Origin of the sequence: Gilliamella apicola (assembly GCF_000599985.1) — a bacterium.
Taxonomy (GTDB): domain Bacteria; phylum Pseudomonadota; class Gammaproteobacteria; order Enterobacterales; family Orbaceae; genus Gilliamella; species Gilliamella apicola.
Genome location: NZ_CP007445.1, coordinates 2464802 through 2488000, shown reverse-complemented (window position 1 = coordinate 2488000; position 23199 = coordinate 2464802). Strand labels below are relative to the sequence as shown.

Below are 23199 nucleotides of genomic sequence, written 5' to 3'. Positions count from 1 at the left end.
TGCTCCTATTAAGCAATAGTTCTACCGCCATCAAGTAAAATAGTTTGTCCTTGAATATAAGAATTATCTTTATCTGCTAAGAATAAAGTTAAGTTAGCAACATCTTCGACAGTACCAAGACGTCTAACAGGTATTTTCTCCAACACGGCATCTAGACTTTCTTGAGTCGGGTAATTCACACGCATCATTTTTCCTGAGTCAATTAATCTTGGCGCAATTGAATTTACATTTACACCCTTTGGACCTAGTTCTTTGGCTAATCCTCGCATTAATCCTTCACCTCCCGCTTTAGATGCAGGGTAAGACACGCCTCCACCAGTACCACTTAAGGCTGATCCTGAACTGATATAAACAATTGATCCTTTATTGGTTAAAAAATCGTTATAGAAAGGTTTAACGGTATTAAATAGACCACTTAAATTGATATCTAATGTCTTTTGCCATTCTTCATAAGATATGTCATTAACTTTGTTAGCAAATGCAACTCCAGCATTTAATACTAAAATATCAATACGTCCGAATTGTTTGAATGTCTCTTCTCGTACTTTTTCCATATCTTTCGCGTTTGATACATCAGCTTGAATAAATATTGACTGTTGTTGATAATCGCGAGTTATTTGTTCTGCTGTTTTAGTCCCTAATTCATAATTAAAATCGACAATAACTGTATTAGCTCCAGCTTTTGCAAATTTTTCAGCAATTGCTTTACCAATTCCATGTGCTGCACCTGTTACAAGTGCAACTTTTCCAGTGAAATTACTCATTTTTATCTCCTTATCTCCTTATCTATATTATGCGGCTAATGAAACTCTTAACTTAGTAATGTTGTCTGTGATATTGCCATTGAATAAATATCCACCAGAAACAAAAATATTTGCTCCAGCATCGCGACAATACTTAATGGTTTTGTCATCAATACTTCCGTCGACTTCAATATCGATATTGTAATTATTAACCAAAGCTCTAACTCGTTTTATCTTATCGACTACGGACATTAAAAAATGTTGTCCTCCCTCACCAGGATTAACTGTCATAAGTAAAACCATATCAATATCATTTAAAAGATATTTTATATTTTCTTCGCAAGTGCCTGGATTAAGTACTATTCCAGCTTTTATTCCTGCTTTACGAATTTTCTGCAAACAACTTATGTGGCGATTAGTAGCTTCTTGATGAATTGTGATAATGTCTGCTCCGGCTGCAATGATACTGTCTAAATGCACTTCAGGTTTTTGCACCATAAGATGAACATCAAGTGGTAAATGTGTTAATTTTTTTAGAGCTTTAATATGATCAGCTCCAAAGGCTATGCGTTCAACAAAATGTCCGTCCATTACATCTACATGTAATAGTTCGACCTCATTTTTCTCAAGTTCTGTCAATTGTTGCTTTAACATACCCAAATCAGCAGCAAAAACAGATGGTGAGAGTTTAAATTTGTTTACCATGTATTATTTCCTTATTCATAAAAATATATTTAAGAAAAAAGTTCTATTAATCTATGCATTAATGAAACCAAGATGCTTCCTGGATTCCAACCAAAATGACCACCATCGGTTACTGTGGCGTTAGGATTTGTGGCGAAGATATCTAAGCCTGCATACTTCATCATCGCTGTTGCTTCTGGAGCAAAATAGTTAGCGCTAAAGCAGACAAAATACATGCAGATTATTGATAGTAAGGTGCTACGAAATACATTTCCCTTACTGGCTAAGACAATCATAGGTGTCAAATAACAAACTTGAGCGAGTAAACCTAAAGGAAAAAACGTCATATTAGGAATAAGGAAAGCAAATCCGATAACAAATGGTATAGTGATTGCGGTTACGGTAATACAAGCAGGATCGCCAAGTCCTAAGGCAATGTCCATGCCTATATAAAACTTACCATCACTACCACTAACATGTTTTTTGATAAATGTTGTTGCTGCATTACCTATTGGTGTTACGCCCTCCATCATAATTCCTACCATTCTTGGAATAAGTATCATGACTGCTGCAAATCCCATACAAATGGTGAGAATTGTTGGAATATTTTGTTGAGTTAATATGCCTAAAAATGCACCAACAAAAATACCAATAAAGGTAGGATCTCCAAAAATACCTAATTTACTTTCAATTTTATCCATATTTATTTCAAGATTTTTAATAAAAGGAATAAAATCAATTAGTTTATTAAAAAATACGGCAATTGGATAAATTAAAGCAACAAAAGCTAAAGTAGTGCATGTGGTTCCCTCTAAACCAAAATATTCCTCCCATTTAGGAGCAACCCATTTAGCACAAAATAATGTAATAACAGATAAGCCGATTGTGACTAAAACACCAATGAATATATTGTCAAATAGAGCAATGGCTAAAGCTCCCGGAATCATGAAGTGAATGAAGTTCCATACATCAACATTAATTACATTAACAACTTTTATTTTGATTAATAAAATATTTAATAAGATGATCAGTGGAATACACAACACTACTGCCGGAATAGACCAAGCGGCTCCACCGATTGCAGCAAATCCTACATCAATTGTTGTAAAACCTGAACCAAGCTTTTCATAATAGGCGATAACAGGATTTATCGTTGCCATTAGTAGGTTAAGTACTAGCACTAAACCTTGAAAACCAATTCCAACGAGTAAACCTGATTTAATTGCAGAACCAATTCGCATACGAAAGAACAAACCAAGTAGCATAATAACTACGGGTAACAATACTACTGCACCAAGTTTTGATACGGTTTCAAAAAAAGTTTGTAACATATCCATCATAGTTTTGTTCCTTATGCTTTAGATATAATCTCTTGGCATAGTTGTAATAGTTTATTTTTTACCAAATCAACATTAACACCAGAAATAAGACCAAAAACACTCATATGTGGAACGGTTAGTGTTTTTTTATAATTAGCAGTTGTGAGTACTAAATCAAAATTTTGCTGTTTACCCTCCAATTCTCCTAAAGTACATTTACTAATTTTTGCTGGTATACCAGCACTTTCTAATATTTTTTTTACTGCATCTACAGCAACTGTTGACGTTGCTACACCACTTCCACAGGCAACGATGATATTTAATTGTTTGGACATATTTTTTCCCTTCATCCGCTTTATTCATCAGTAATTTTTCAATTAGTGATGAATAAAAATTAAGTATAATTATCTAGTTGTTTATATGTTGATTGATTAATTGTTCAACTTGTAAGTAGCTAAGGTTTTGACAGTTCTCAACGAAATTTTCATCTTGAAATAAAGCAAACAACCGCTGGAGTATCGTCAAGTGTTGATTACTGGTTGATAAAGCTAGGTTGAATATTAATTGGCAACTGACTTTTAAATCAGAATCTTCCATTTGTCCAAACTCAACACCTTTAGAGGAACGAACTAAACTAATAGCATCAGACTTTACCAATTGATAATTTGCATGAGGTATAGCGAGCCCTATTCCGTTACTCATAAGTAATCCTGTAGGATAATCTTTTTCACGATCAATACATGCAGTAATATAATCAGCTTGGATATAATCTTTTTCTAATAAGTAAGAACCTGATGCGTTAATTACTTCTTGATATGTTTTGATACTGTTATCTAAATCATGAACTAAAATATGCATAAACTACCTCTTATTTAGTAAGTTCTCTTTTTACTGCATCAAAAATTGCTTCTTCGCCAATACCAGTAAGTAAACCAGCACCAACAATTACTTTAGTTGTAATATCAGGATTATCGATTTTGGTTGATGACACGACTAAATCGTAGCCATTAAACGTATCAGCTGAACATGCCATGAGAGATGATTTATCCACTTGTGCAACAATATTTTGTTCTTTCAGATAATCTTGTAAGATTGAAACCATTATTGATGATGAAGCAATTCCATTTCCACAAACCACTAAAACTTTTTTCATTTTGAGACCTCGCTATTAACATTTGAATTTATTTGTTTTTTCTTTAATAAATAACCTACTGATAGTAAAATTAGACCAATTAACGCATAACCTAGTATTCCTATGTGGCTAGTTGCGGCAAAAAGTCCTGTAAATGGATTGGCAGATGGATTTAATGAGGTATACATGACAGAAGCATCAGGATTGGTTCCAAATTCTTGAAATACTTCATTTGTTGCTGGAGTCATCCACGAAGCAATATATAAACCACCGCCAAATAAAAAGATTGAAGTGATCCATGTGCGAATGATATTGCCTTTAAATACTGGTACCATACAGGCAATAAAGAATACAAATTGAGATAAATCACCTAATGGCATCACCTTATTACCGGGTAAAATAACGGCTAAAATGACAATGATTGGTATTAGCAATAATGCTGGTGCGATTACTGATGGATTACCAACAATTAACGCAGTATCCATACCAACAGTAATATCACGATTTGGGAAGCGTTTAACTAGTTTTTTTCGAACTACATTCGATAACGGAACTAATCCTTCCATCATTATGGAAGTCATTCTTGGTAGTAACAACATAACAGCTGCTAAATACATTCCCAATTGTAGGCTAGAAATGATAGTGTGATAGGGGCTTTGCCATGAATAACCACAAAAACCAAGTAACACTCCAATAATAAACCCAACAATGGTTGGATCACCAAGTACACCAAAGCGCTTTTGAATTGTTTCTGCTGTAATACTCAGATTTTTAAAACCAGGAATATGGTCATAAATCCAATTGAAAGGGTAAGCAAAAATGAGATAAGTATTTGCTACTGGGTGAGAAATGGATACACCTTCGGGTAAATTATAAAACCGTTCGTTGTTTTTGGCTCCAATATCGGCCGCTATTAATGCCCAAATATGGAAGAGTGCCGCTGTTAATACCCCATACAAAAAACTTCCAGAGTAAACACCAACAATAGCCCCCATTGATGCATTTTGATGTAAATTGAACACATCAACATTAACGCAATCCGTTATTTTTAGAACAAGGAGTAATACATTAACAAATACGCATAATGGAATAATAATTGGTCCCATACTTGAACCGAATCCCATAACTGCAGTGGCTGCTCCACCGACATCGATTGCACTGAGTGAAGATCCCGTACTTTCGGCAAGCCCAGTAACTGCCGGAGCCATTTTGTCTAGCATAAATTTAATTGTCATACTTAATGCTATAAAGCCAATACCAACTTTCATTGCAGAAGATATACATTCCGAAATAGGTCGACCAAGAGCGGCCATGAGTATTAAAAAAATGATCGGTATAAAGATGAAATTACCTAAATCATTAATAAATTGTGTGATTAGTTCCATAAGATGCTCCTTTGTTACTTACTCATCAGCTCTAAAACCCATATTCCATGCAATATGCATAGGTTTGACTAATAGAGCGTTGTCATTACGTTCTGCTTCTAATAAGTTTTTTTTCGAGTTTTCACGAGCGGTAGTAAAGTCAAAAGGTTCATCAAACCAAGCATCAATGATCATTTTTGTATACTCAAGCCCGTTGACTCGGCAGCCAATACCGATAATTTGTGCATTATTACTAAGTCTGGCTCGTTTGGCTGAATAAGGATTAGTTACTGCTGTGGCGCGAATACCCCAATGTTTATTTGCTTGACAAGTAAAACCAATTCCAGTTCCACAGATATAGATTCCTAAACGGCAAATATCTTTTTGAATCAGAACTGACATTTCATCAGCCAATTTAGCGAAAGTATTGATACCATCATTTTTGACTTTAACTGGGTCATAAACGACTTCAGCATTTTTTTCTTCAATTAAATATTGTTTGATAGCTTGCTTATATTCAAATCCCAGATCATCACATGCGATAGCAATTTTTGTTTTCATCAGTTTTCCTCATTTAGATTTAGTAACCAACTTTATAGTTGGTTTTTATTGGTAAGTCAATGTGATCTACGTCACAAATATGATAAGATATTGTTTTTTAATTTATAAAAAGCCAATTTAAACCAATTTAATGTTGTCATTTAAGATTGTGTTAGTTGGTTTTTTAGAAAGTGATTAAGATAAATGAGGAATAAGTTAGATTATGTTGTAAAATATCGTCAAAAATAAAAAAGATAACTATTAATAAAACCAATATCTACACTTATACTAAAATAATTGAGATTGTTAACTATGCACTTAATGAATGAGAGAAGAGAATTAATTTTAGAAGAGTTGATTACAACCGGAACTGTGTATGTAAGTGAATTAGCTCGTAAATATCAAGTAACTTATGAAACTATTCGCAAGGATCTATCTCAATTAGAAAAAAAAGGATTTTTAGTTAAATGCCATGGTGGTGCAACACTCAAACAAGGCGCTATTGAGAATCCATTCAAAATTAGAGAAAAAGAAAATGCAAGCTTAAAAAAGAGTATCGCACAAAAAGCATTAACACTCCTTCCAGATAATTGCTCAATGATTATTGGTACAGGAAGTACAGCATTAGAACTAGCTAAATTATTAATGTATCGTTCTGGTTTTAAGATTTTTACGGACTCTCTTCCTGTAGCTAACATATTGATTTCTTCTGAAAATCAAGTGTTTTTATTTGGTGGCGAATTACGTGACAAAAGCTCATCTGTATTTGGCGGTTGGGCGCTATCAATGATTAACGAAATCCAAGTTGATGTTTGTTTTTTAGGAACAGATGGTTTTAGTAACTTAAACGGTCCTTCTAGTCCCTCATCTTCAGATGCTTATATAGATAAAGTGATTATTGCACATTCCGATAAAAGATATATTTTAGGTGACTATACTAAATTTAGCCGTAAAAGTTTATATAAAATTTGTGATTGGAGCGAAATTACAGCGCTAATTACTAATGATATAGCCGATTCCTTACAAGTTATGGAATTAGAAAAACAGACTCGTGTGATTTTGTGCTAGCAAAATATTGTTGTTTGATAGGTTAATCGCCTTATTTTAAATGTTACTTTCTTAAACTGAATTACTCAATATTCTAATCCTTAAACTTTGTTTATTGTCTTTCTTTATCAACAAAATATCCCACCTCTAATTTTAATAAATAATGGTTAAAAAAAGAGGGGGAAAGTTGATTAAATTATTTCACCATTAATTGACCCATCATACCCAGTGTTTCATGTTCAATTATATGACAATGATACATGCGTAATCCTGGCATATTTTGTTGAATTTTTATGGTGATTTTTTCATATGGACGTAAATTAATGGTATCTTTTAATGCCTCATATTTAGGTGGATTCTTTTTACCATCAACTTCATGTGATACGGTAGTAAACTGTGCACCATGTATATGAAAGTTATGATCCATGTGAGAATTATTAAAAATTGTCCACTCTTCAACTTCATGAATGTTACTTTCTAAATCAATTCGTTGCATATCATGGCGTTTGCCGTTAATTAAAAATAGCATACCTCCTCGAGGCTCTTTCATATCCATAACTTCGGTGTATTCTAGTGTCTTATGAGCCGTTGCATGCCCTAATTTTGGCAACTCGCGTAACGTTGACGGTAAAGCAATAGAGGATGACTCTGTCAAAACTAGTTCACCAAGTATGATATCTTGTTCAGGTGGTACATTGCCCATTTTTCCACGATCATATCCAATTGATTGTAAATATACTGTACCTGATTGTTTAGGAACAATAACCAATTCAGCGCGTTCAGCCGGTGACAACAATAGCGGTGAGTTTAGTTGAACAGGTTTAGGCATCAATCCTCCATCTGTTCCAACTAAATAAACATCGCAGTTAGGAATTGATAAATTAAGATAACGCCCAGAACACGCATTCCAAATACGCACTCTAGTTGCACTTTTTACGGTAATTTTAGGACGATAAGCACCATTAATTAATACAAATTGACCTTCACGTCCATTCATCCAATCAACCATTGAATTATCGGCAATTTCACCTTTGTCGGTTAGTTTCAAATCAGAAAAGAACCAGTTTTGTTCTGGCAAAGAGGCAAGTGGATCTTTTTTACTGCGTACAATAAATATTCCAGCCAATCCTCGAGCAACTTGTTCGGCAACGGTTTCGTGACCATGAGGGTGGTACCAATATGTACCTGCATTGCCTTCTGGAATAGTAAATTCATAAGTTCGGCTACTGCCAGCAGGGATTTCATCTTGTGGATTACCATCTTGATTGGATGGAATGAGTAAACCATGCCAATGTACCGTTGTTGCTTGCGGTATACTGTTTTTTACGGTTATTTTAACTTTGTCGCCTTCGAAAGCTTCAATTGCAGGGCCAGGTATGTTGCCATTATATGCCCAAAATTCTGTTGTTAATTCTGGCGTTAATTTTATTTTAACAGGTTTTGCTTCCAGATTTGCTTCAAATGTCCCTTGTTTGTCACTCGTATTTTTTAAACGGGCTAACTCAGGTAAATCTTGCCCCTGAGGTAATGCTGAAGTAGCTAAAAGTTTTTGTGGAGTTTTGTTATTACTCATATTCATATTCATATTCATATGCTCGTGGTGCATGCTATCCCCCTTTTGACATTCATCAGAATTTATTGCACACATGGTATCACTCATTGAGGAGTGATCCATTTTGGCAAAGGCTTTGGTAACGGCTAATCCACTTATAGCGGTAGTAATATTAAGTAAAAAAATTCGACGCTTCATAATATTCCTTTCATCATTTTTAAGATAAACAATGACTATTTCGTTATTAAAGATAGAAGTAATAACAAAAAACAGTCATTTTTGTGATAAATGCTTAAACTAATTTTTGTTGTCAATACAACTGAATTATTTAATTAAGCAACTCTTGGCGGTTTTAATTCAGGAATAAATTCTTTAAATTGTGGAGCAAAGTTATCTGAAAGATATTGTTCAGGAGCTTGTGAAAATTCAATATTCAATACAATATTTGATATTAGTGTATTACATAGTGAGCAGTGGTTAAAAACAGTGCAATTTGATAAACTTTTTGATTTTTTGGATAAAAGATAACAGCTATTATGGTTATTACTGACTTCTAATATAGATGAACTAGGTTGTGAAACTACAGTAATAGGCAAAGATGAATTTATGATGATAGATAAATGTCTGATCGTATAAACAAATAGAAATAAAATTATTGCTAATATTGCAATAAGATAGGTTTGTTTATGGATGAATCTTAATGACATGTAAAATCTCACTATTCATCTAATGAATATATATAAACTTATTTTACTCAAAAAAGCATCTGATTTATACCATCTTTACATATATTGAAAACGGTAATTACTTATACAAAAATAAAAATTGAGTATATTTAAAATATTAATTGCAATTTAGGGTGATCGGTAATTAACATTATTCATACAGAAAATCATTATTAAGTGCTGAATCATTTATCAATGATTAAATATTTTTACAATCATTTGTATAGCAATGAAATTCATTCCATAGATTTGATGAGTTGGGGTTGTTAAATAATTTAATCTAAAAATTATGCTAACCAATAAACTTTTATTAAATTAAGATAATCGTTATTAATTAGTTAAAAAATAATAGTATTTGTTAGATAAATTCTGATTTATTTTTCCAAGACTTTTATTCATTTGTTGCTTATTAACGAAACGAATTAATAAATTTTTTATTAGCAATAATGAATTTTAAAAGTTGTTATTTATATCAAAAAGAGGTGATTTATCACCACTAAACATTTATCAATATATCGATTTATAGACAAAATTTTTAAAATATTTTTTGATGGTTTTAATCAAAATTGCTATAAATTGGGGTTGATTATAATTATTTGTATCACCTGCTTAAAATAATGGAGCTAATAATTAAGTGTTCTGTTATTATATTTACTAATAATAATTAGCGAAAAATGTTGATATGAAAATTCTCTTTGGTGTTCAAGGAACAGGAAATGGCCATGTCAGTCGTTGTAGAACGTTAGCAAAAGCTTTAAAGATAGCTGGCGCTGATGTTGACTATATTTTCAGCGGTCGTGATCCTAAAGACTATTTTGATATGCAGGCCTTTGGCAACTATACTACCTATCGTGGTGTCTCTTTTGCGACGCTTAATGGGAAAATTAATTTTCGTAAAACAGTACAACGAATTCGAGCTTTTCGGCTAGTAAAAGATGTACGTGAACTCGATTTATCAAAATATGATTGTATCATTAGCGATTTTGAGCCAGTTAGTGCTTGGGCTGCCCACCATCAGCATCGAGACTGTTTAGGTATCAGCAATCAGGCAGTATGCCAATATCTCAAGCCTAAAGAATATGGCATGATAGCAAATGTGATTATGAAGTATTATGCACCTGTCACTAATCCTATTGGCTTACATTGGTTTCATTTTGGACATAAATTGATTCCGCCAATGATTGACACTTTTGATGTTACACCAACTGAAGATGGAAATATTATTGTTTATTTGCCATTTGAAGCATTAGATGAAATTACACAATTGTTACAACAATTCCCAGATCATCAATTTATCTGTTTTCATCCAGGTATAAAGCAACTGTCTCAACAAAAAAATATCACTTTTCAACCTCTTGGTCGCGATAATTTTACCCATGCTTTAGTGAGTTGTTCTGGTATTATTACCAATACTGGTTTTGCCTTAATTTCTGAAGCTTTAGTTTTAGGTAAAAAGATTTTGACTAAGCCTGTATCAGGGCAATTTGAGCAAATCTATAATGCACAGTGTTTACACACTTTAGATATGGCAACTGTTATGGAGAATCTGAATAGTATCAAACTTAAGTATTGGTTGGGCTTATCTTCTCCTAAACCAACAATATATCCTGATGTAGCAACTGAATTAGCAAATTGGATAGTTTCCGGACAGACAGAGCCTTTACTTTCTCTAAGCCGTAGGCTTTGGAGTCAAACCATTTTTCCAGAAAATGTGAATCAACGAATTAAATCTTTAGGGTACGTGTAATTACTATGATTTTAAGTGTTATTGTTGCTATGGCACATAATCGTGTTATTGGCCTAAATAATCAAATGCCTTGGCATTTACCTGCTGATTTGGCGTGGTTTAAAAAAAACACGCTCAATAAGCCTGTTATTATGGGGCGAAAAACGTTTGAATCAATTGGTAGACCACTTCCTAATCGTCACAACATTGTTATTTCAAGACAAATAGAGCCCACTGATAATAAAATTTCTAATGTAAGCTGGGTAAAATCGATTGATGAGGCAATATCCCTTGCCCAAGCGCAACAACCCGATGAAGTTTTTATTATCGGTGGCGGTAATATTTATCAGCAAGTCTTGCCATTAATTGATCGGCTCTATTTAACGCATATTGATGCTGAGTTGCAAGGAGATACCTATTTTCCCGATTATTTACCCGAGCAATGGCAAGTAATTTATCAACAAGATCACCAAGCCGATGAAAAAAATAGTTATCCATATCAATTTCAAATTTTACAACGAAAATAACGTGTAATGCATTATCGCCACTTAAGCGTGGCGATAAATAAATTGTTAGCTTTGAAAACGTTTGGCTTCAATAACATCAGGTAGTTGCTTAATTTTATTGAGTATACGATTTAAAGAATCTTGATCAAAGATTTCCATATCTACCTCAATGGTCGCTAATTGTTGCTTCATATCAGAACGGCTTATTAGGCCAAGCACATTAACTTTTTCGTTAGCCAATATGGTGGTGATGTCTCTTAATAAACCGCTGCGATCATTGGCAACAATTTGGGTAACCATGGTATAACCTGAGTGAGTATCATCATTCCAAACGGCGTTAGTGATGCGTTCAGGAGCATGATTTTTTAATTCTTGTAACTGTTCGCAATCTGCCCGGTGGATTGAAATGCCGCGGCCTTGCGTTACAAACCCAGCAATAGGATCACCAGGGATAGGACGACAGCAATTAGCAATGGTGTACATTAAGTTGCCGACACCTTCAATAATGACTTCACTGCCTTTTTTATTCCCCGTTTTGTTGTTATTCTTAGTTTGTATAGTTGATTTTTGGGCTATTTGTTTTAAGACGGCTTCGTCTTCTTGTTCCGCAGTCGGTTTATTAAATTGAGCATTAATAAAATTAACTAATTGATTAATTCTAATATCACCACTACCAATGCCTGCAAGCACTTCGTCAAATGAGTGGGCATTGTATTTATTGATGAGTATTTTTTCGACACTTTTTAAAGTAATATTTAACGACTCAAGTTCATTTTGTAAAATTTGTTCGCCGGCGGCAATGTTTTTATCGCGATCTTGTTTTTTAAACCAAGCTTGAATTTTAGCTCTTGCGCGACTGCTGTTAACAAATCCTGTATTTGGATTCAGCCAATCGCGACTTGGATTAGGTTGCTTTTGAGTAATGACCTCAACTTGGTCGCCCATTTTTAAATTGTAGGTAAAAGGTACAATGCGACCACCTACTTTAGCACCAATACAACGATGCCCGACATCACTGTGGATATGATAAGCAAAATCAAGCGGAGTTGAGCCGGCAGGTAAATCCACCACATCGCCTTTCGGCGTAAAAACATAGACTCGATCATCAAAAATTTGGCTACGTACGGCTTCTTGAATTTCACCACTTTCAGACATCTCTTGTTGCCAAGTTAGAAGTTTACGTAACCAAGAAATTCGCTGATCATAAGCAGTCATTTTATCGGTACTGCCTTCTTTATATTTCCAATGCGCAGCAACACCTAGCTCTGCGTCATTGTGCATTTGTTCTGTTCGGATTTGAATTTCAATCGTTTTATGTTGTGGTCCATAAACAACCGTATGAATGGATTGATAACCATTAGGTTTTGGATTAGCAACATAGTCGTCAAACTCTTTGGCGATATGTTTATAATGGCTATGAACGATACCTAAAGCGTTATAACAATCTTCAATACGATCGCAAATAATCCTTACTGCACGAATATCATAAAGATCTTCAAATTGCAGATGTTTACGCTCCATTTTGCGCCAGATACTATAAATGTGTTTAGGTCGACCATAAACTTCTGCACGAATATGATCTTTATTCATTAAATCTTGTAGATGTTCAACAAATTGATCAATATACAGCTCACGATCTAAGCGCTTTTCATGTAGCTTTTTAGCAATAAGGCGATATTCATCAGGATATAAGTAACGGAAACAAAAATCTTCAAGTTCCCATTTTAGTTGACCAATACCTAATCGATTTGCAAGTGGTGCATAGATATTAAAGCACTCTTTAGCCGCTAAAACCTGCTCTTCTTGTGGTGCCGAGATTAAATCTCGCAAATAAGTAATGCGTTCAGCTAATTTAATGACGACACTGCGAAAATCATTGACCATAGCTAATAACATGCGACGAATACTATCAATTTGTTCAGTTGTCGCACTGCCATTACGAATTGCTCGTAAATGGCGAATTTCTTTCATTCTTACGATGCTGGAAATAATATTTGAGATTTCGCGGTCGAAATCCTCTGGAATATCTTCTCGACGAATAATTTTGGTATCAACAAAAGGAAGTAATAACGCGGCACACAGACTATTAATATCCATATTGAGCGTTGATAAGATTTCGACCATTTCAATTGCATTTTGGAAGCAGTGGATCTGTTCTGGCGCACCGGCACTGTTTTCAAAACAAAAATCCCAAACTTCTTTGAACTTTTTATAAGAGGTCGGATTGGTTAATAATAATTCTTGACTGGTCCATCTTTCAATATCAAATTGTGCAAGAGAATAATGCTCTTCACTGTGTTGATGGGCTCCTCTAACTGATACCATAATTATTATCCTACTTCGTTAGTAGCAACATTGATTCAATGTGCTTGGTTTGCGGAAACATATCCAAAATAGCAACTTGAGCAATTTTATATCCTTTATCAATAAATTGCTTACAGTCTCTTGCTAGAGTAGCAGGGTTGCACGAGATGTAAACAATCTTTTCAGGTGCTATTTTCACAATTTCTGCTGCAGCATTATAAGCGCCTGCTCTTGCAGGATCTAATAATACTTTTTCAAATGTAGCATGGTTCCATGTGTTAAATTGCTGTTTATCATCTAAATTATTGATTAAAAAATTTGTTTTAGCACAAATTTCTTTGTTATTTAATTGTGCATTGAATTTGGCTTTTTTAACCAGTGCACTGATGCCTTCAATCCCAGTAACCGATTTGCTTAATGTTGCCATTGGCAATGAAAAATTACCCATTCCACAAAATAGATCTAATACATTATCTGTTGGTTTTAATGTTAACCATTCCAAAGCTTGATTAATCATTTTTTGATTAATTTTGCTGTTTACTTGAATAAAATCAAGTGGACTAAAGGTTAACTTTAAATGATTGATTAAATAATAGTGTTCTTTGTTTCCAGTGATATGGACTAACTCTTCACCATAAAAATAGAGTGAAATGTTCTGCTCTTGGGCAAACTGTTTCAATAACTCGGTATCTTGAGATGCCATTGGCAAGGTATGCCTTAATACAATAATCACACCACTATCGACGGCGATTAATTCAATGTGGCCGAGTGCTTTTTTTTGGGTAATTTTGCGTAAACAATTTTGTAATGGGGCAAGTAATAAATCTAATTGTTCAACTAATATCGGACAATGCTCAATATTGATTATTTGACTTGATTCTGCTTGACGAAATCCAATAAATAATTCACCTTTAACTAGATTAATTGCTAATCTTGCCCGCCTGCGATAATGGTAAGGTTGATCTGCAATAATTTGGGGCGAATCTTTAATAACACTTGCTAAATGTTGTCCACTCTCTTTTTGTAATAAGTTGATAAGCGCCGAGTATTTGGCTTGCTGTTGTAAATGCGATGAGATATGTTGTAGTTCACAACCGCCACATTTTTGATAATATTCACATTGAGGTTTAACCCTTTCGTTACTTTGATTGTAATATTTTATGACGGTTGCTTTAGCATAATTTTTTTTATCTTCGGTCAACTTAATATCAACGGTTTCATCAGGCAAGGCTGATTTGATAAAAATTGTTTTTCCGTTATGGCTAGCAACGCCTTGTCCAAATGCATCAAGTGACGAAACGGTAACGGTCAATTTTTGTGAGGTGTGCTTTTTTTTAGGTGGGGTGTAAAATTTAACCATAATCGTAAGTTTAAAATCTAAGTAAGTCTTTGTAACAATTCTTTTTTAACATGAACAGGCACTAAATTGGTAATATTGCCGCCATGGTAAGCCACATCTTTAACAATAGTTGATGAAATAAAGCCCATTGCAATTGATGGCATCAAAAATATAGTATCTAAATCTGGCTTTAATGCGCGATTCATTTCAGCTAATTGCCTTTCATACTCAAAATCATGCGTTGTACGCACACCACGAACAACTACAGTCGCATTATGTGTTTGAGCAAAATTAGCCATTAAATTATCGAAACCAATCACTTCAACATTTAGTAGGTGTTCAACCGCAGTCGAAGCTAAATTAACCCTTTCTTCTAATGTGAAAAGGGTATTTTTATTAGGGCTTTCTGCTACCGCAACAATTAAACGAGGAAAAAGTAATGACGCTCGGGTAATGAGATCAATATGCCCATTAGTAATTGGATCAAAAGTTCCAGGAAAGATAGCGGTTAAAGTTTTGCTTTTCATTTATTAGTTTATCCATTAGCAAAGATATGAATATCATACCTAATTTTAGCTTGGATTGTTAGTAAACTAGCCAAAAATCTTGTTTAAATTTAGCGGTAATCTAAAATAAAGTAATTGAATATTGTTAATTTTAGAAGTTATTGATTGAAATAAATGATATTGAAGTGATTGGACTAATTAAAAGGGGTATGATAATTTTGTTGTTAATTTTACCCTATACAGGTAGTGCTAGTATGATCGAAAAAAGAGACCATTTGATCGGTTCTTGCTATTTAGATGAAAATATTTTTATCAGAGAAGTTAAATTAAAGAATAATAAACATAAACAAGAACCATTGTTATTAGTTCATGGTGCTCGAGTCCCAGGTATTGGTTCGTTTGATTTACCTGTTCAAGGAGGATCGTTAGCAGAAGATTTGGCTCAGGCTGGGTTTGATGTCTATATTATTGATTTGCGAGGCTATGGTAAATCAAGTCGTCCTAAAGAGATGTCTCGACCTGCAAGTGAATCTAAACCATTAGTCCGTACGCCCGCAGCAATTGATGATTTAAAGTGCGCTGTGAATCAAATATTAAAATGGACAGATTCCCAAAAAATAAATATTTTGGGTTGGGCTACAGGTGGGCATTGGGCTGCCGCCTATGCTGAGCAACATAATGATAGTGTTAATAAGTTGATTATTTATAATTCATTATATGGTGCTGTTGACGATCATAAATTATTAGGTAAAGGCTCAGTATTTGAAGATAAATTAAATCCAAAACAATTCAATCACAGTATTGGTGGTTATCAATTAAATACTAAAGAAAGTTTGTTTCAGGCTTGGGATTTAAGTATTCCTTTGGTTGAAAAAGATTTATGGCGGGATTCTTTAGTTGCTAATGCTTATGCTCAAGAGGCGATGAATTCTGATCCTGAATCTTTTTCTCATATACCTCCTCAATTTCGCTCACCAACAGGGGCAATGGCAGATAGTTTTGAATTAGCTATTGGTCAAAAGCAGTGGCAAGCCAAACATTTATTGATGCCGATATTAGTTATTTTCTCGCAAAATGACTTTTGGAGCCGTAAAGCGGATGCTTTAGCTATTGTTAATGAAGCTAAGCAAGCACATTTGTTAGAAATACCCGATGGCACACATTTTGTGCATTTAGATCGTGCTGAAAAAGGGCGAAGTTTATTTGTTTCTTCTGTAATTGATTTTCTTAATTCAGATAAATAAATTTAAAGAGTTTGTTATTTTGTTTTAATTATAAAAATTCAATAACAATCCACCAATATATATTGTTTATAAGTATAAAAAGCCTTTACTCTATTTTTTTATGATGGATGAACACAATAATTGTTCATCCATAATTAGTTACCTCATAACTTATCTATCATAAATTGATAACAAATTTGATGATGATAAGTTTGATTCGGTTCCAAAAAACAGCTAGGTTGTGGCCAATCGGGATGATTTGGACTATCTGGTAGAAACTGCGCTTCTAATGCGATACCCGCAAAATTGTGATATTCGCCATTATGTCTATTCGGCGTATGTTGTAAAAAATTACCCGTATAAATTTGTAGTGCCGGTAAAGTCGTTGTCACATTCATCTTCACTTTTTTATCGGCGGATATTAGTTGAGCGGCAATGGGTTGTGATTTATCTAATAAATAAGCATGATCATAACCACCAGTGATTTGCCTATCTGGGCTTTGTAGTAATTTATCAGAGATTAGTCTTGGTATGCGTAAATCCATATCATTTTGGCTAACATTAACTAAATCACCGTTTGGGATGCCGTCGCGATCGACGGGTAAATAAAAGTCAGCATTCACTTGTAAAGTGTGATTAAGGATATCTTTGCTGGTTTCTCCATCCAAATTAAAATAAGCATGATTGGTTAGATTGACTGGGGTCGTTTTGGTCGTAATAGCATTAAAAGAGATAATAACTTGATTGTCATCGGTGAGTTTATAGGTTACTTCAACCTTGAGTTCACCTGGATAGCCTTGATCTCCATCAGGTGAAATCAAGGCAAATGTGACTTGCTTGTCAGATTTAGATTGAATATGCCATAGTTGTTTATCAAATCCTAATTTGCCACCATGCAGCTGGTTTACCCCTTGATTTGCGCTAAGTGAGTAACTTTTTTTATTGACCTTAATGGTTGCGTTTGCAATTCGGTTAGCATATCGACCAATAGTAGCACCTAGATAGGCATCTTGTTGTGCGTATTGTTCAAAAGTTTTGCAACCAAGTAATACTTCTCGGTTTTGTTCTGCAATGGGTAATTCACATGAAAGCCAGGTTGCTCCCCAGTTTGAGAGCTTAATTATCATACCTTGTTTATTTGAAAGTGTAACAATCTGTTTTATAGGCATAAAGCGTGCACTCCTTTGCTTGGTTTGCAGACATAAAAATCTTCTTTGATACCAAATTTTTTAAAATAATTATCATTAACCACAGCTTTGACATCGTCGACTTTATTTTTTGGAACTAGTGCGACAACACAGCCTCCAAAACCGCCTCCTGTCATGCGTACACCACCTTGCGCACCAAGGATGTTGTGGATTATTTCAACAAGATAATCAATGGCTGGCACAGTGATTTCAAAATCATCACGCATAGAATTATGACTTTGCGCCATAAGGTTTGATAACAATGTATAGTCGCTGTTTGCTAGCGCTAAAGCAGCTTTTAAGGTGCGTTCGTTTTCAGTAATTATGTGACGAGCGCGTTTAAAAACAATAGGATCAAGCTTATTTTCAATTCGTTTCAATTCATCTAAAGTTACATCGCGTAACGCTTTTACTCCTAGCGCTTTAGCTGCTGTCTCACATTGTTGGCGACGAGAGTTGTATTCGCTATCGACTAAACCACGTTTGATATTTGAATTGATAATTACTACGGCAAAATCTTTGGGTATTGAAACAGGATATGATTCTAAAGATCGGCAATCAATCAATAAGGCATGTTGTGCTTGCCCAAGAGCAGAAATCAGTTGATCCATAATACCGCAATTACAACCGACAAATTGATTTTCAGCCTCTTGACCTATCAATGCTAATTGGGTGCCATCTAATGGCAAATCATATAAAACTTGGAACATTTTTGCTACGGCAACTTCAAGGGATGCTGATGAACTTAGTCCTGCACCTTGTGGCACATCACCACTAATAGCTAGATCAACCCCTTGAATAGTATTAGTATGTTTTTTTAAATGTTTGACTACACCACGTACATAATTGGCCCATTGGTGTTTTGAATGTTTTTCAATTGGAAAATCCAATGAAAATTCGTCTTGCTCATTATCATAGTCAACTGCAATAACTCGAATCAGATTATCTGAACGTTTATGACAACTGATTACTGTTTGATAATTAATAGCACAAGGTAGGACAAATCCGTCATTATAATCAGTGTGTTCCCCAATTAAATTTACGCGGCCTGGTGCTTGTATGAATGTATCTGGTTTATAGCCAAATTTAATTTCAAATGCTTGCGAAGTTTTATTGATTAATTCTTTCATTTATCTATCCTTTATATTTTTATAATGCATATCACTTACATTACGCAGTCTTTCGGCTGCCTGTTCTGGCGTTAAATCACGTTGTACTTCGGCTAGCATTTCGTAACCGACCATAAATTTTTTGACTGTCGCTGAACGTAACAAAGGTGGATAAAAGTGAGCATGTACTTGCCAATAGTCATTTTTATTTTGCATAAATGGTGCACCATGCCAACCCATTGAATAAGGAAAAGAACAGCGAAATAAATTATCATAACGACTGGTTAATTTTTTGAGTGCAATAGCTAAATCACTTTGTTGATCGTTTGTTAATTGGGTTAATTGTGGAATATGTGTTTTAGGTAACAGTAGTGTTTCAAATGGCCATATTGCCCAAAAAGGAACCACCGCTAACCAGTATTTAGTTTCAACAACAATTCGATCACGATTTTTTAGTTCTTTTTCAACATAATCAACCAATAGATTTCGCTGATATTTTTCATAATAATTACGCATATTAAGATCTTCACGCGCAATTTCATTGGGTAAAAAACTATTTGCCCAAATTTGTCCATGCGGGTGAGGATTTGAACACCCCATTATTGAGCCTTTATTTTCAAAAATTTGTACCCAAGGATATTTTTTGCTTAATTCTTGTTGTTGACTGATCCACGTTTTGATCACACCTTCAATGGCAGATAAATCCAGTTCCGGCAAAGTTTTACTGTGATCAGGTGAAAAACAGATAACGCGACTGGTGCCTCTGGCACTTTGCATTTGAAACAGTGGATCGTTGTTATCTGGTGAAATAGGTGTATCTTCGATTAACGCAGCAAAATCATTGGTAAATACAAAAGTCCCCTTATAATCGGGATTGATATCACCCGTGACTCGCTTGTTACCTGCACATAAAAAACAAGTTGGATCGTGACTTGGTTTTTGTTCGTCATTTATCTCTTCTTGTTGTCCTTGCCAAGGGCGCTTTGCTCTATGTGGTGAAACAAGTACCCATTGATTAGTCAATGGATTATAACGACGGTGAGGATGATCAGCTGGGTTAAAAATATCCATTTTTGCCTCTTTAAGTATGATTTTGCTGCTATTATTATCGAACTTCAATTCAATCAGGGTAACCTTGTGGATTATTAGATTGCCAATTCCATGAATCTTTTACCATATCATCAAGCGTGAGTTTGGTTTTCCAGCCTAATATTTGCTCGGCTTTGTTAGCATCGGCCCAGAAAGCGGGTAAATCACCTGCTCGGCGTGGTGCAAAATGCCAATTAAGTGGTTTACCAGATGCTTTTTCAAAAGCTTTGATAACTTGTAAAACACTGTAGCCAACACCAGAACCTAAATTATAAATGTGAATTCCAGATTTATTTTGATCAGCTTTAAGAGCGGCAATATGTCCGTCAGCCAAATCTACAACGTGAATAAAATCACGTACACAAGTACCATCTTCAGTTGGATAATCATTACCAAATACAGCAAGTGAATCACGTTTACCCACCGCAACTTGAGTAATATATGGCATCAGATTATTTGGAATTCCTAGAGGATCTTCTCCCATTAAGCCACTAGGATGAGCACCAACTGGGTTAAAGTAACGTAGTAGTGTTAGTGACCAATCAGGTTCGGCAACGGCTAAATCCATCATGCATTGCTCAACCATAAGTTTACTTTTACCATATGGACTAGTAGGTAATCCTTGAGGTAGTGTTTCAACATAAGGAACGGGTGCTAATTCACCGTAAACCGTGGCTGAAGAACTGAATACCAATTGTTTAACTCCTGCATCACGCATCGCTTTCATTAAAACAATGCTGCCGTACACGTTATTTTCATAGTATTCAAGAGGTTTGTATACTGATTCACCAACAGCTTTTAAACCAGCAAAGTGAATAACGGCTTTAATATCATGCTCTTTAAAAATTGTAGCTAATAATTTTGCATCACAAACATCTCCCTGGTAGAAGATAACAGGTTTTCCTGTGATGGTTTGTATCCTTTCTAATACTGAAGCTTTGCTATTGAATAAATTATCAATAATAATTGGTGTATATCCTGATTGAATTAGTTGGACACAAGTATGACTACCTATATATCCACAACCACCAGTTACTAATATTTTCATATAAATACCTTAATTTAAGCTAATTATGTTTTTTCAAATCTGAATTAATTACCTGATTCTTCATTTTTTGTATATTTAACAACATTCCATGGTCCACGTCCTGATAATGTAAATGAAGAAAGCAGTGTAAAACTAAATGCGATGAAGCCAAGGACTAAATAAGTTCCATCAAAGCCAATTTTAACATACATTAAACCAGCAAAAGAAGACATAAACATGATAGATAATTGTTTTGCAAAACAAAATGCAATTAAGTAAACGGTTGCTGATAAGCGGATAGGGAAATGTGTAGTGATATATTTAAACGCGCCAACGAGTAATAATGGTGCTTCAAACATATGTAATGTTTTTAATATTATCACTTCAACGGCGGTACTAGCAAATGCTGAGCCAGTTATGCGAATTGACATAATAGCACCAGCAATCAATAAGGTATTTTTACTGCCGATTTTCATTACAATTATTGGTGCAAAAAACATTACTGTAGCATTTAAAAATTCACCAAGCGTTGTGACATAACCAAATGCTTCCCGACCAACTTGTTCACTAGAAAAGAATGAAGTAAAAAAGTTAGCAAACTGTTGATCAAACACATCATAAGTACATGCAACACCAACGATATAAAGCATAAAGAACCATGTTTTACGCATGCGGAGTAAATCTAAAGCCTGTTTTAGATTGAAAGGTTCTGGCTTATTTAATCCCATTTGTTCAATAACGTCAGTTGTTGAGGTTTTTGCTGGGTCGGCGATCTTGACTAAAACTAGAAGAATCAGTGCAAATCCAGAACATAACCAATAAACCGCATTGACGTTTTTTGATATCATAATCCCAACAAATGAAGCACAAATTGCCCAACCAAAACAACCAAACATACGACTGCGACCAAATTCAAAACCACTGCGACGACTGATTTTTTCAACTAATGCTTCTATAGACGGCGCTCCACCACTAAATACCATACCTAGATAAAATCCACCTACAATAGCGCCTAGTGTGACATTAAATTTGAGTAGAGGTCCAAATACAAAAATAAAGAATGGTCCAAACAATACTAATAGCAAGGTAATAATCCAAAGGAGGTGTTTTTTTAATCCCAATTTATCTGAAATCAAGCCAAAAATAGGTTGAAAAACTAAAGCAAATAGCGAGATAAATGAAAAAACGTATCCTGTACTTGCTTGATCTAGTCCAATCATTTTCAACCAAACTGGAAAAAATGGGACATATGCTCCCATAATAAAAAAGTAAAGGAAAAAATATAGGCTGAACACCCAATAATTCTTATTATGCAGTGATGACGTAATGTTTTGATTCATGATGAACTTCCTTTGTTAAGCTTTAAATGACTTAGCATCATTTAGAAATCGTTTACACTTTTATCTAAAAAGTTGTTGATTTAAATTAATGCTATCACTTTATATATCCCAAAAAAGTGATCTAGTTAACATTTTATGAAATCGATTACATTTTTGTTTTTCTGATATTTGTCAAAAAGTTTCAGGTTATGCTAACGTTTCAGTATATTTTTATATTGTTTTTATTATTATCTAAGATAATGACAATCAAAATAGTGGAATTTAATCAATAATTGCTCAAATCAAATAAATTTCTTAATTCTTTCACATTCAGATTTATATTATAAAAAAGTAATTTATGAAACCGATTACAATAATTGGTCGCAAAGGTATTCAATAGAGTGTTTTAGATTAGATTGATTTGATATCTTCTTATGACAAAGATTAAAAATAGCAATTATAAGTGAAATTAAAATTGTTATGATATGAATATACACCATTTATTATTGTGATAGTTAATAATCTGATTGAAGTAATAATTGGGCTTTTTGTATCACAATGACCAGTAAGTTTTTCTTAGTACTGTATTGAATCATAGTGAAAACCAATTTTAAATTTGTTTTTATTTTATCTGACTTTTAAAAAATTAGCTTTCAATAGATCGTTGTGTATAGTTCATCATAAGTAAGTTTTTGGGATAGGCTTATAGTTAGCCATCTTTTATTGGGATAGTTGGCTTGATATTTTATCTTAATTTT

Annotated in this window: 21 protein-coding genes; 4 read left to right on the top strand and 17 right to left on the bottom strand. The window is 34.2% G+C overall.

Annotation, left to right across the window (positions count from 1 at the left end; all coding sequences use genetic code 11):
* Positions 1-8: 8 nt before the first annotated feature.
* The 8 genes from GAPWK_RS11185 to GAPWK_RS11150 all read right to left on the bottom strand — a co-directional run bounded on the left by GAPWK_RS11185 (position 9) and on the right by GAPWK_RS11150 (position 5803).
* Positions 9-764, bottom strand: a complete 756-nt coding sequence (locus GAPWK_RS11185; RefSeq protein WP_025316315.1) for an SDR family NAD(P)-dependent oxidoreductase — start codon at positions 762-764, stop codon at positions 9-11.
* A 27-nt stretch (positions 765-791) separates the two neighbouring features.
* Positions 792-1448: a ribulose-phosphate 3-epimerase gene (rpe, locus tag GAPWK_RS11180; RefSeq protein ID WP_025316314.1), complete on the bottom strand. Its 657-nt coding sequence runs from the start codon at positions 1446-1448 to the stop codon at positions 792-794.
* 29 nt (positions 1449-1477) lie between these two features.
* A complete protein-coding gene (locus GAPWK_RS11175; protein WP_202961652.1) occupies positions 1478-2767 on the bottom strand; it encodes a PTS transporter subunit IIC in 1290 nt (429 codons plus the stop codon).
* A gap of 11 nt (positions 2768-2778) precedes the next feature.
* On the bottom strand, positions 2779-3081 hold the full coding sequence (locus tag GAPWK_RS11170) for a PTS sugar transporter subunit IIB (protein WP_025316312.1): 303 nt from the start codon (positions 3079-3081) through the stop codon (positions 2779-2781).
* Between the two features lie 73 nt (positions 3082-3154).
* Positions 3155-3604: a PTS sugar transporter subunit IIA gene (locus tag GAPWK_RS11165; protein WP_025316311.1), complete on the bottom strand. Its 450-nt coding sequence runs from the start codon at positions 3602-3604 to the stop codon at positions 3155-3157.
* Positions 3605-3614: 10 nt separating this feature from the next.
* Positions 3615-3899 (bottom strand): PTS sugar transporter subunit IIB, encoded by a 285-nt coding sequence (locus GAPWK_RS11160; RefSeq protein WP_025316310.1) that lies wholly within the window; start codon positions 3897-3899, stop codon positions 3615-3617.
* Positions 3896-5263, bottom strand: a complete 1368-nt coding sequence (locus tag GAPWK_RS11155) for a PTS galactitol transporter subunit IIC (protein WP_025316309.1) — start codon at positions 5261-5263, stop codon at positions 3896-3898. The genes GAPWK_RS11160 and GAPWK_RS11155 overlap by 4 nt, the downstream gene beginning before the upstream one ends.
* Before the next feature lie 18 nt (positions 5264-5281).
* Positions 5282-5803: an RpiB/LacA/LacB family sugar-phosphate isomerase gene (locus tag GAPWK_RS11150; protein ID WP_025316308.1), complete on the bottom strand. Its 522-nt coding sequence runs from the start codon at positions 5801-5803 to the stop codon at positions 5282-5284.
* Between the two features lie 291 nt (positions 5804-6094).
* Between GAPWK_RS11150 and GAPWK_RS11145 the strand changes: the two genes are divergently transcribed.
* On the top strand, positions 6095-6850 hold the full coding sequence (locus GAPWK_RS11145; RefSeq protein WP_025316307.1) for a DeoR/GlpR family DNA-binding transcription regulator: 756 nt from the start codon (positions 6095-6097) through the stop codon (positions 6848-6850).
* Positions 6851-7025: 175 nt separating this feature from the next.
* Here GAPWK_RS11145 and GAPWK_RS11140 read toward each other — a convergent pair whose 3' ends face one another.
* Positions 7026-8579, bottom strand: coding sequence for a multicopper oxidase family protein (locus GAPWK_RS11140; RefSeq protein ID WP_025316306.1), 1554 nt, complete (start codon positions 8577-8579; stop codon positions 7026-7028).
* 1209 nt (positions 8580-9788) lie between these two features.
* On the opposite strand from GAPWK_RS11140, the gene GAPWK_RS11130 reads away from it, so the two are divergent.
* Positions 9789-10853, top strand: coding sequence for an MJ1255/VC2487 family glycosyltransferase (locus tag GAPWK_RS11130; protein WP_025316304.1), 1065 nt, complete (start codon positions 9789-9791; stop codon positions 10851-10853).
* Between the two features lie 5 nt (positions 10854-10858).
* Entirely contained in the window at positions 10859-11359 is a 501-nt protein-coding gene (gene folA, locus GAPWK_RS11125; protein WP_025316303.1) for a type 3 dihydrofolate reductase, read from the top strand.
* Between the two features lie 45 nt (positions 11360-11404).
* Here the strand turns inward: folA and relA are convergent, their stop codons facing one another.
* From relA to coaD, 3 genes are read right to left on the bottom strand one after another with little or no spacing between them, the layout of a single operon-like run.
* Entirely contained in the window at positions 11405-13663 is a 2259-nt protein-coding gene (relA, locus tag GAPWK_RS11120) for a GTP diphosphokinase (protein WP_025316302.1), read from the bottom strand.
* 10 nt (positions 13664-13673) lie between these two features.
* The gene (gene rlmD, locus GAPWK_RS11115) at positions 13674-15002 is read right to left on the bottom strand and encodes a 23S rRNA (uracil(1939)-C(5))-methyltransferase RlmD (protein WP_025316301.1); all 1329 of its coding nucleotides are present in this window, start codon (positions 15000-15002) and stop codon (positions 13674-13676) included.
* Positions 15003-15019: 17 nt separating this feature from the next.
* A complete protein-coding gene (gene coaD, locus GAPWK_RS11110; RefSeq protein ID WP_025316300.1) occupies positions 15020-15508 on the bottom strand; it encodes a pantetheine-phosphate adenylyltransferase in 489 nt (162 codons plus the stop codon).
* Positions 15509-15741: 233 nt separating this feature from the next.
* Here coaD and GAPWK_RS11105 point away from each other — a divergent pair, with 233 nt between their 5' ends.
* Positions 15742-16731 (top strand): alpha/beta fold hydrolase, encoded by a 990-nt coding sequence (locus GAPWK_RS11105; protein WP_038518449.1) that lies wholly within the window; start codon positions 15742-15744, stop codon positions 16729-16731.
* A gap of 143 nt (positions 16732-16874) precedes the next feature.
* Here GAPWK_RS11105 and galM read toward each other — a convergent pair whose 3' ends face one another.
* Genes galM through GAPWK_RS11080 form a run of 5 tightly spaced genes read right to left on the bottom strand, consistent with a single transcriptional unit; the run spans position 16875 to position 22462 of the window.
* Positions 16875-17879: a galactose-1-epimerase gene (galM, locus tag GAPWK_RS11100; protein WP_025316298.1), complete on the bottom strand. Its 1005-nt coding sequence runs from the start codon at positions 17877-17879 to the stop codon at positions 16875-16877.
* Positions 17870-19027, bottom strand: a complete 1158-nt coding sequence (gene galK, locus GAPWK_RS11095; RefSeq protein WP_025316297.1) for a galactokinase — start codon at positions 19025-19027, stop codon at positions 17870-17872. The genes galM and galK overlap by 10 nt, the downstream gene beginning before the upstream one ends.
* A complete protein-coding gene (gene galT / locus GAPWK_RS11090) occupies positions 19028-20077 on the bottom strand; it encodes a galactose-1-phosphate uridylyltransferase (protein ID WP_025316296.1) in 1050 nt (349 codons plus the stop codon). It abuts the gene before it with no gap.
* Between the two features lie 49 nt (positions 20078-20126).
* Positions 20127-21143, bottom strand: coding sequence for a UDP-glucose 4-epimerase GalE (galE, locus tag GAPWK_RS11085; protein ID WP_025316295.1), 1017 nt, complete (start codon positions 21141-21143; stop codon positions 20127-20129).
* A 44-nt stretch (positions 21144-21187) separates the two neighbouring features.
* A complete protein-coding gene (locus GAPWK_RS11080) occupies positions 21188-22462 on the bottom strand; it encodes an MFS transporter (protein ID WP_025316294.1) in 1275 nt (424 codons plus the stop codon).
* Positions 22463-23199 lie beyond the last annotated feature (737 nt).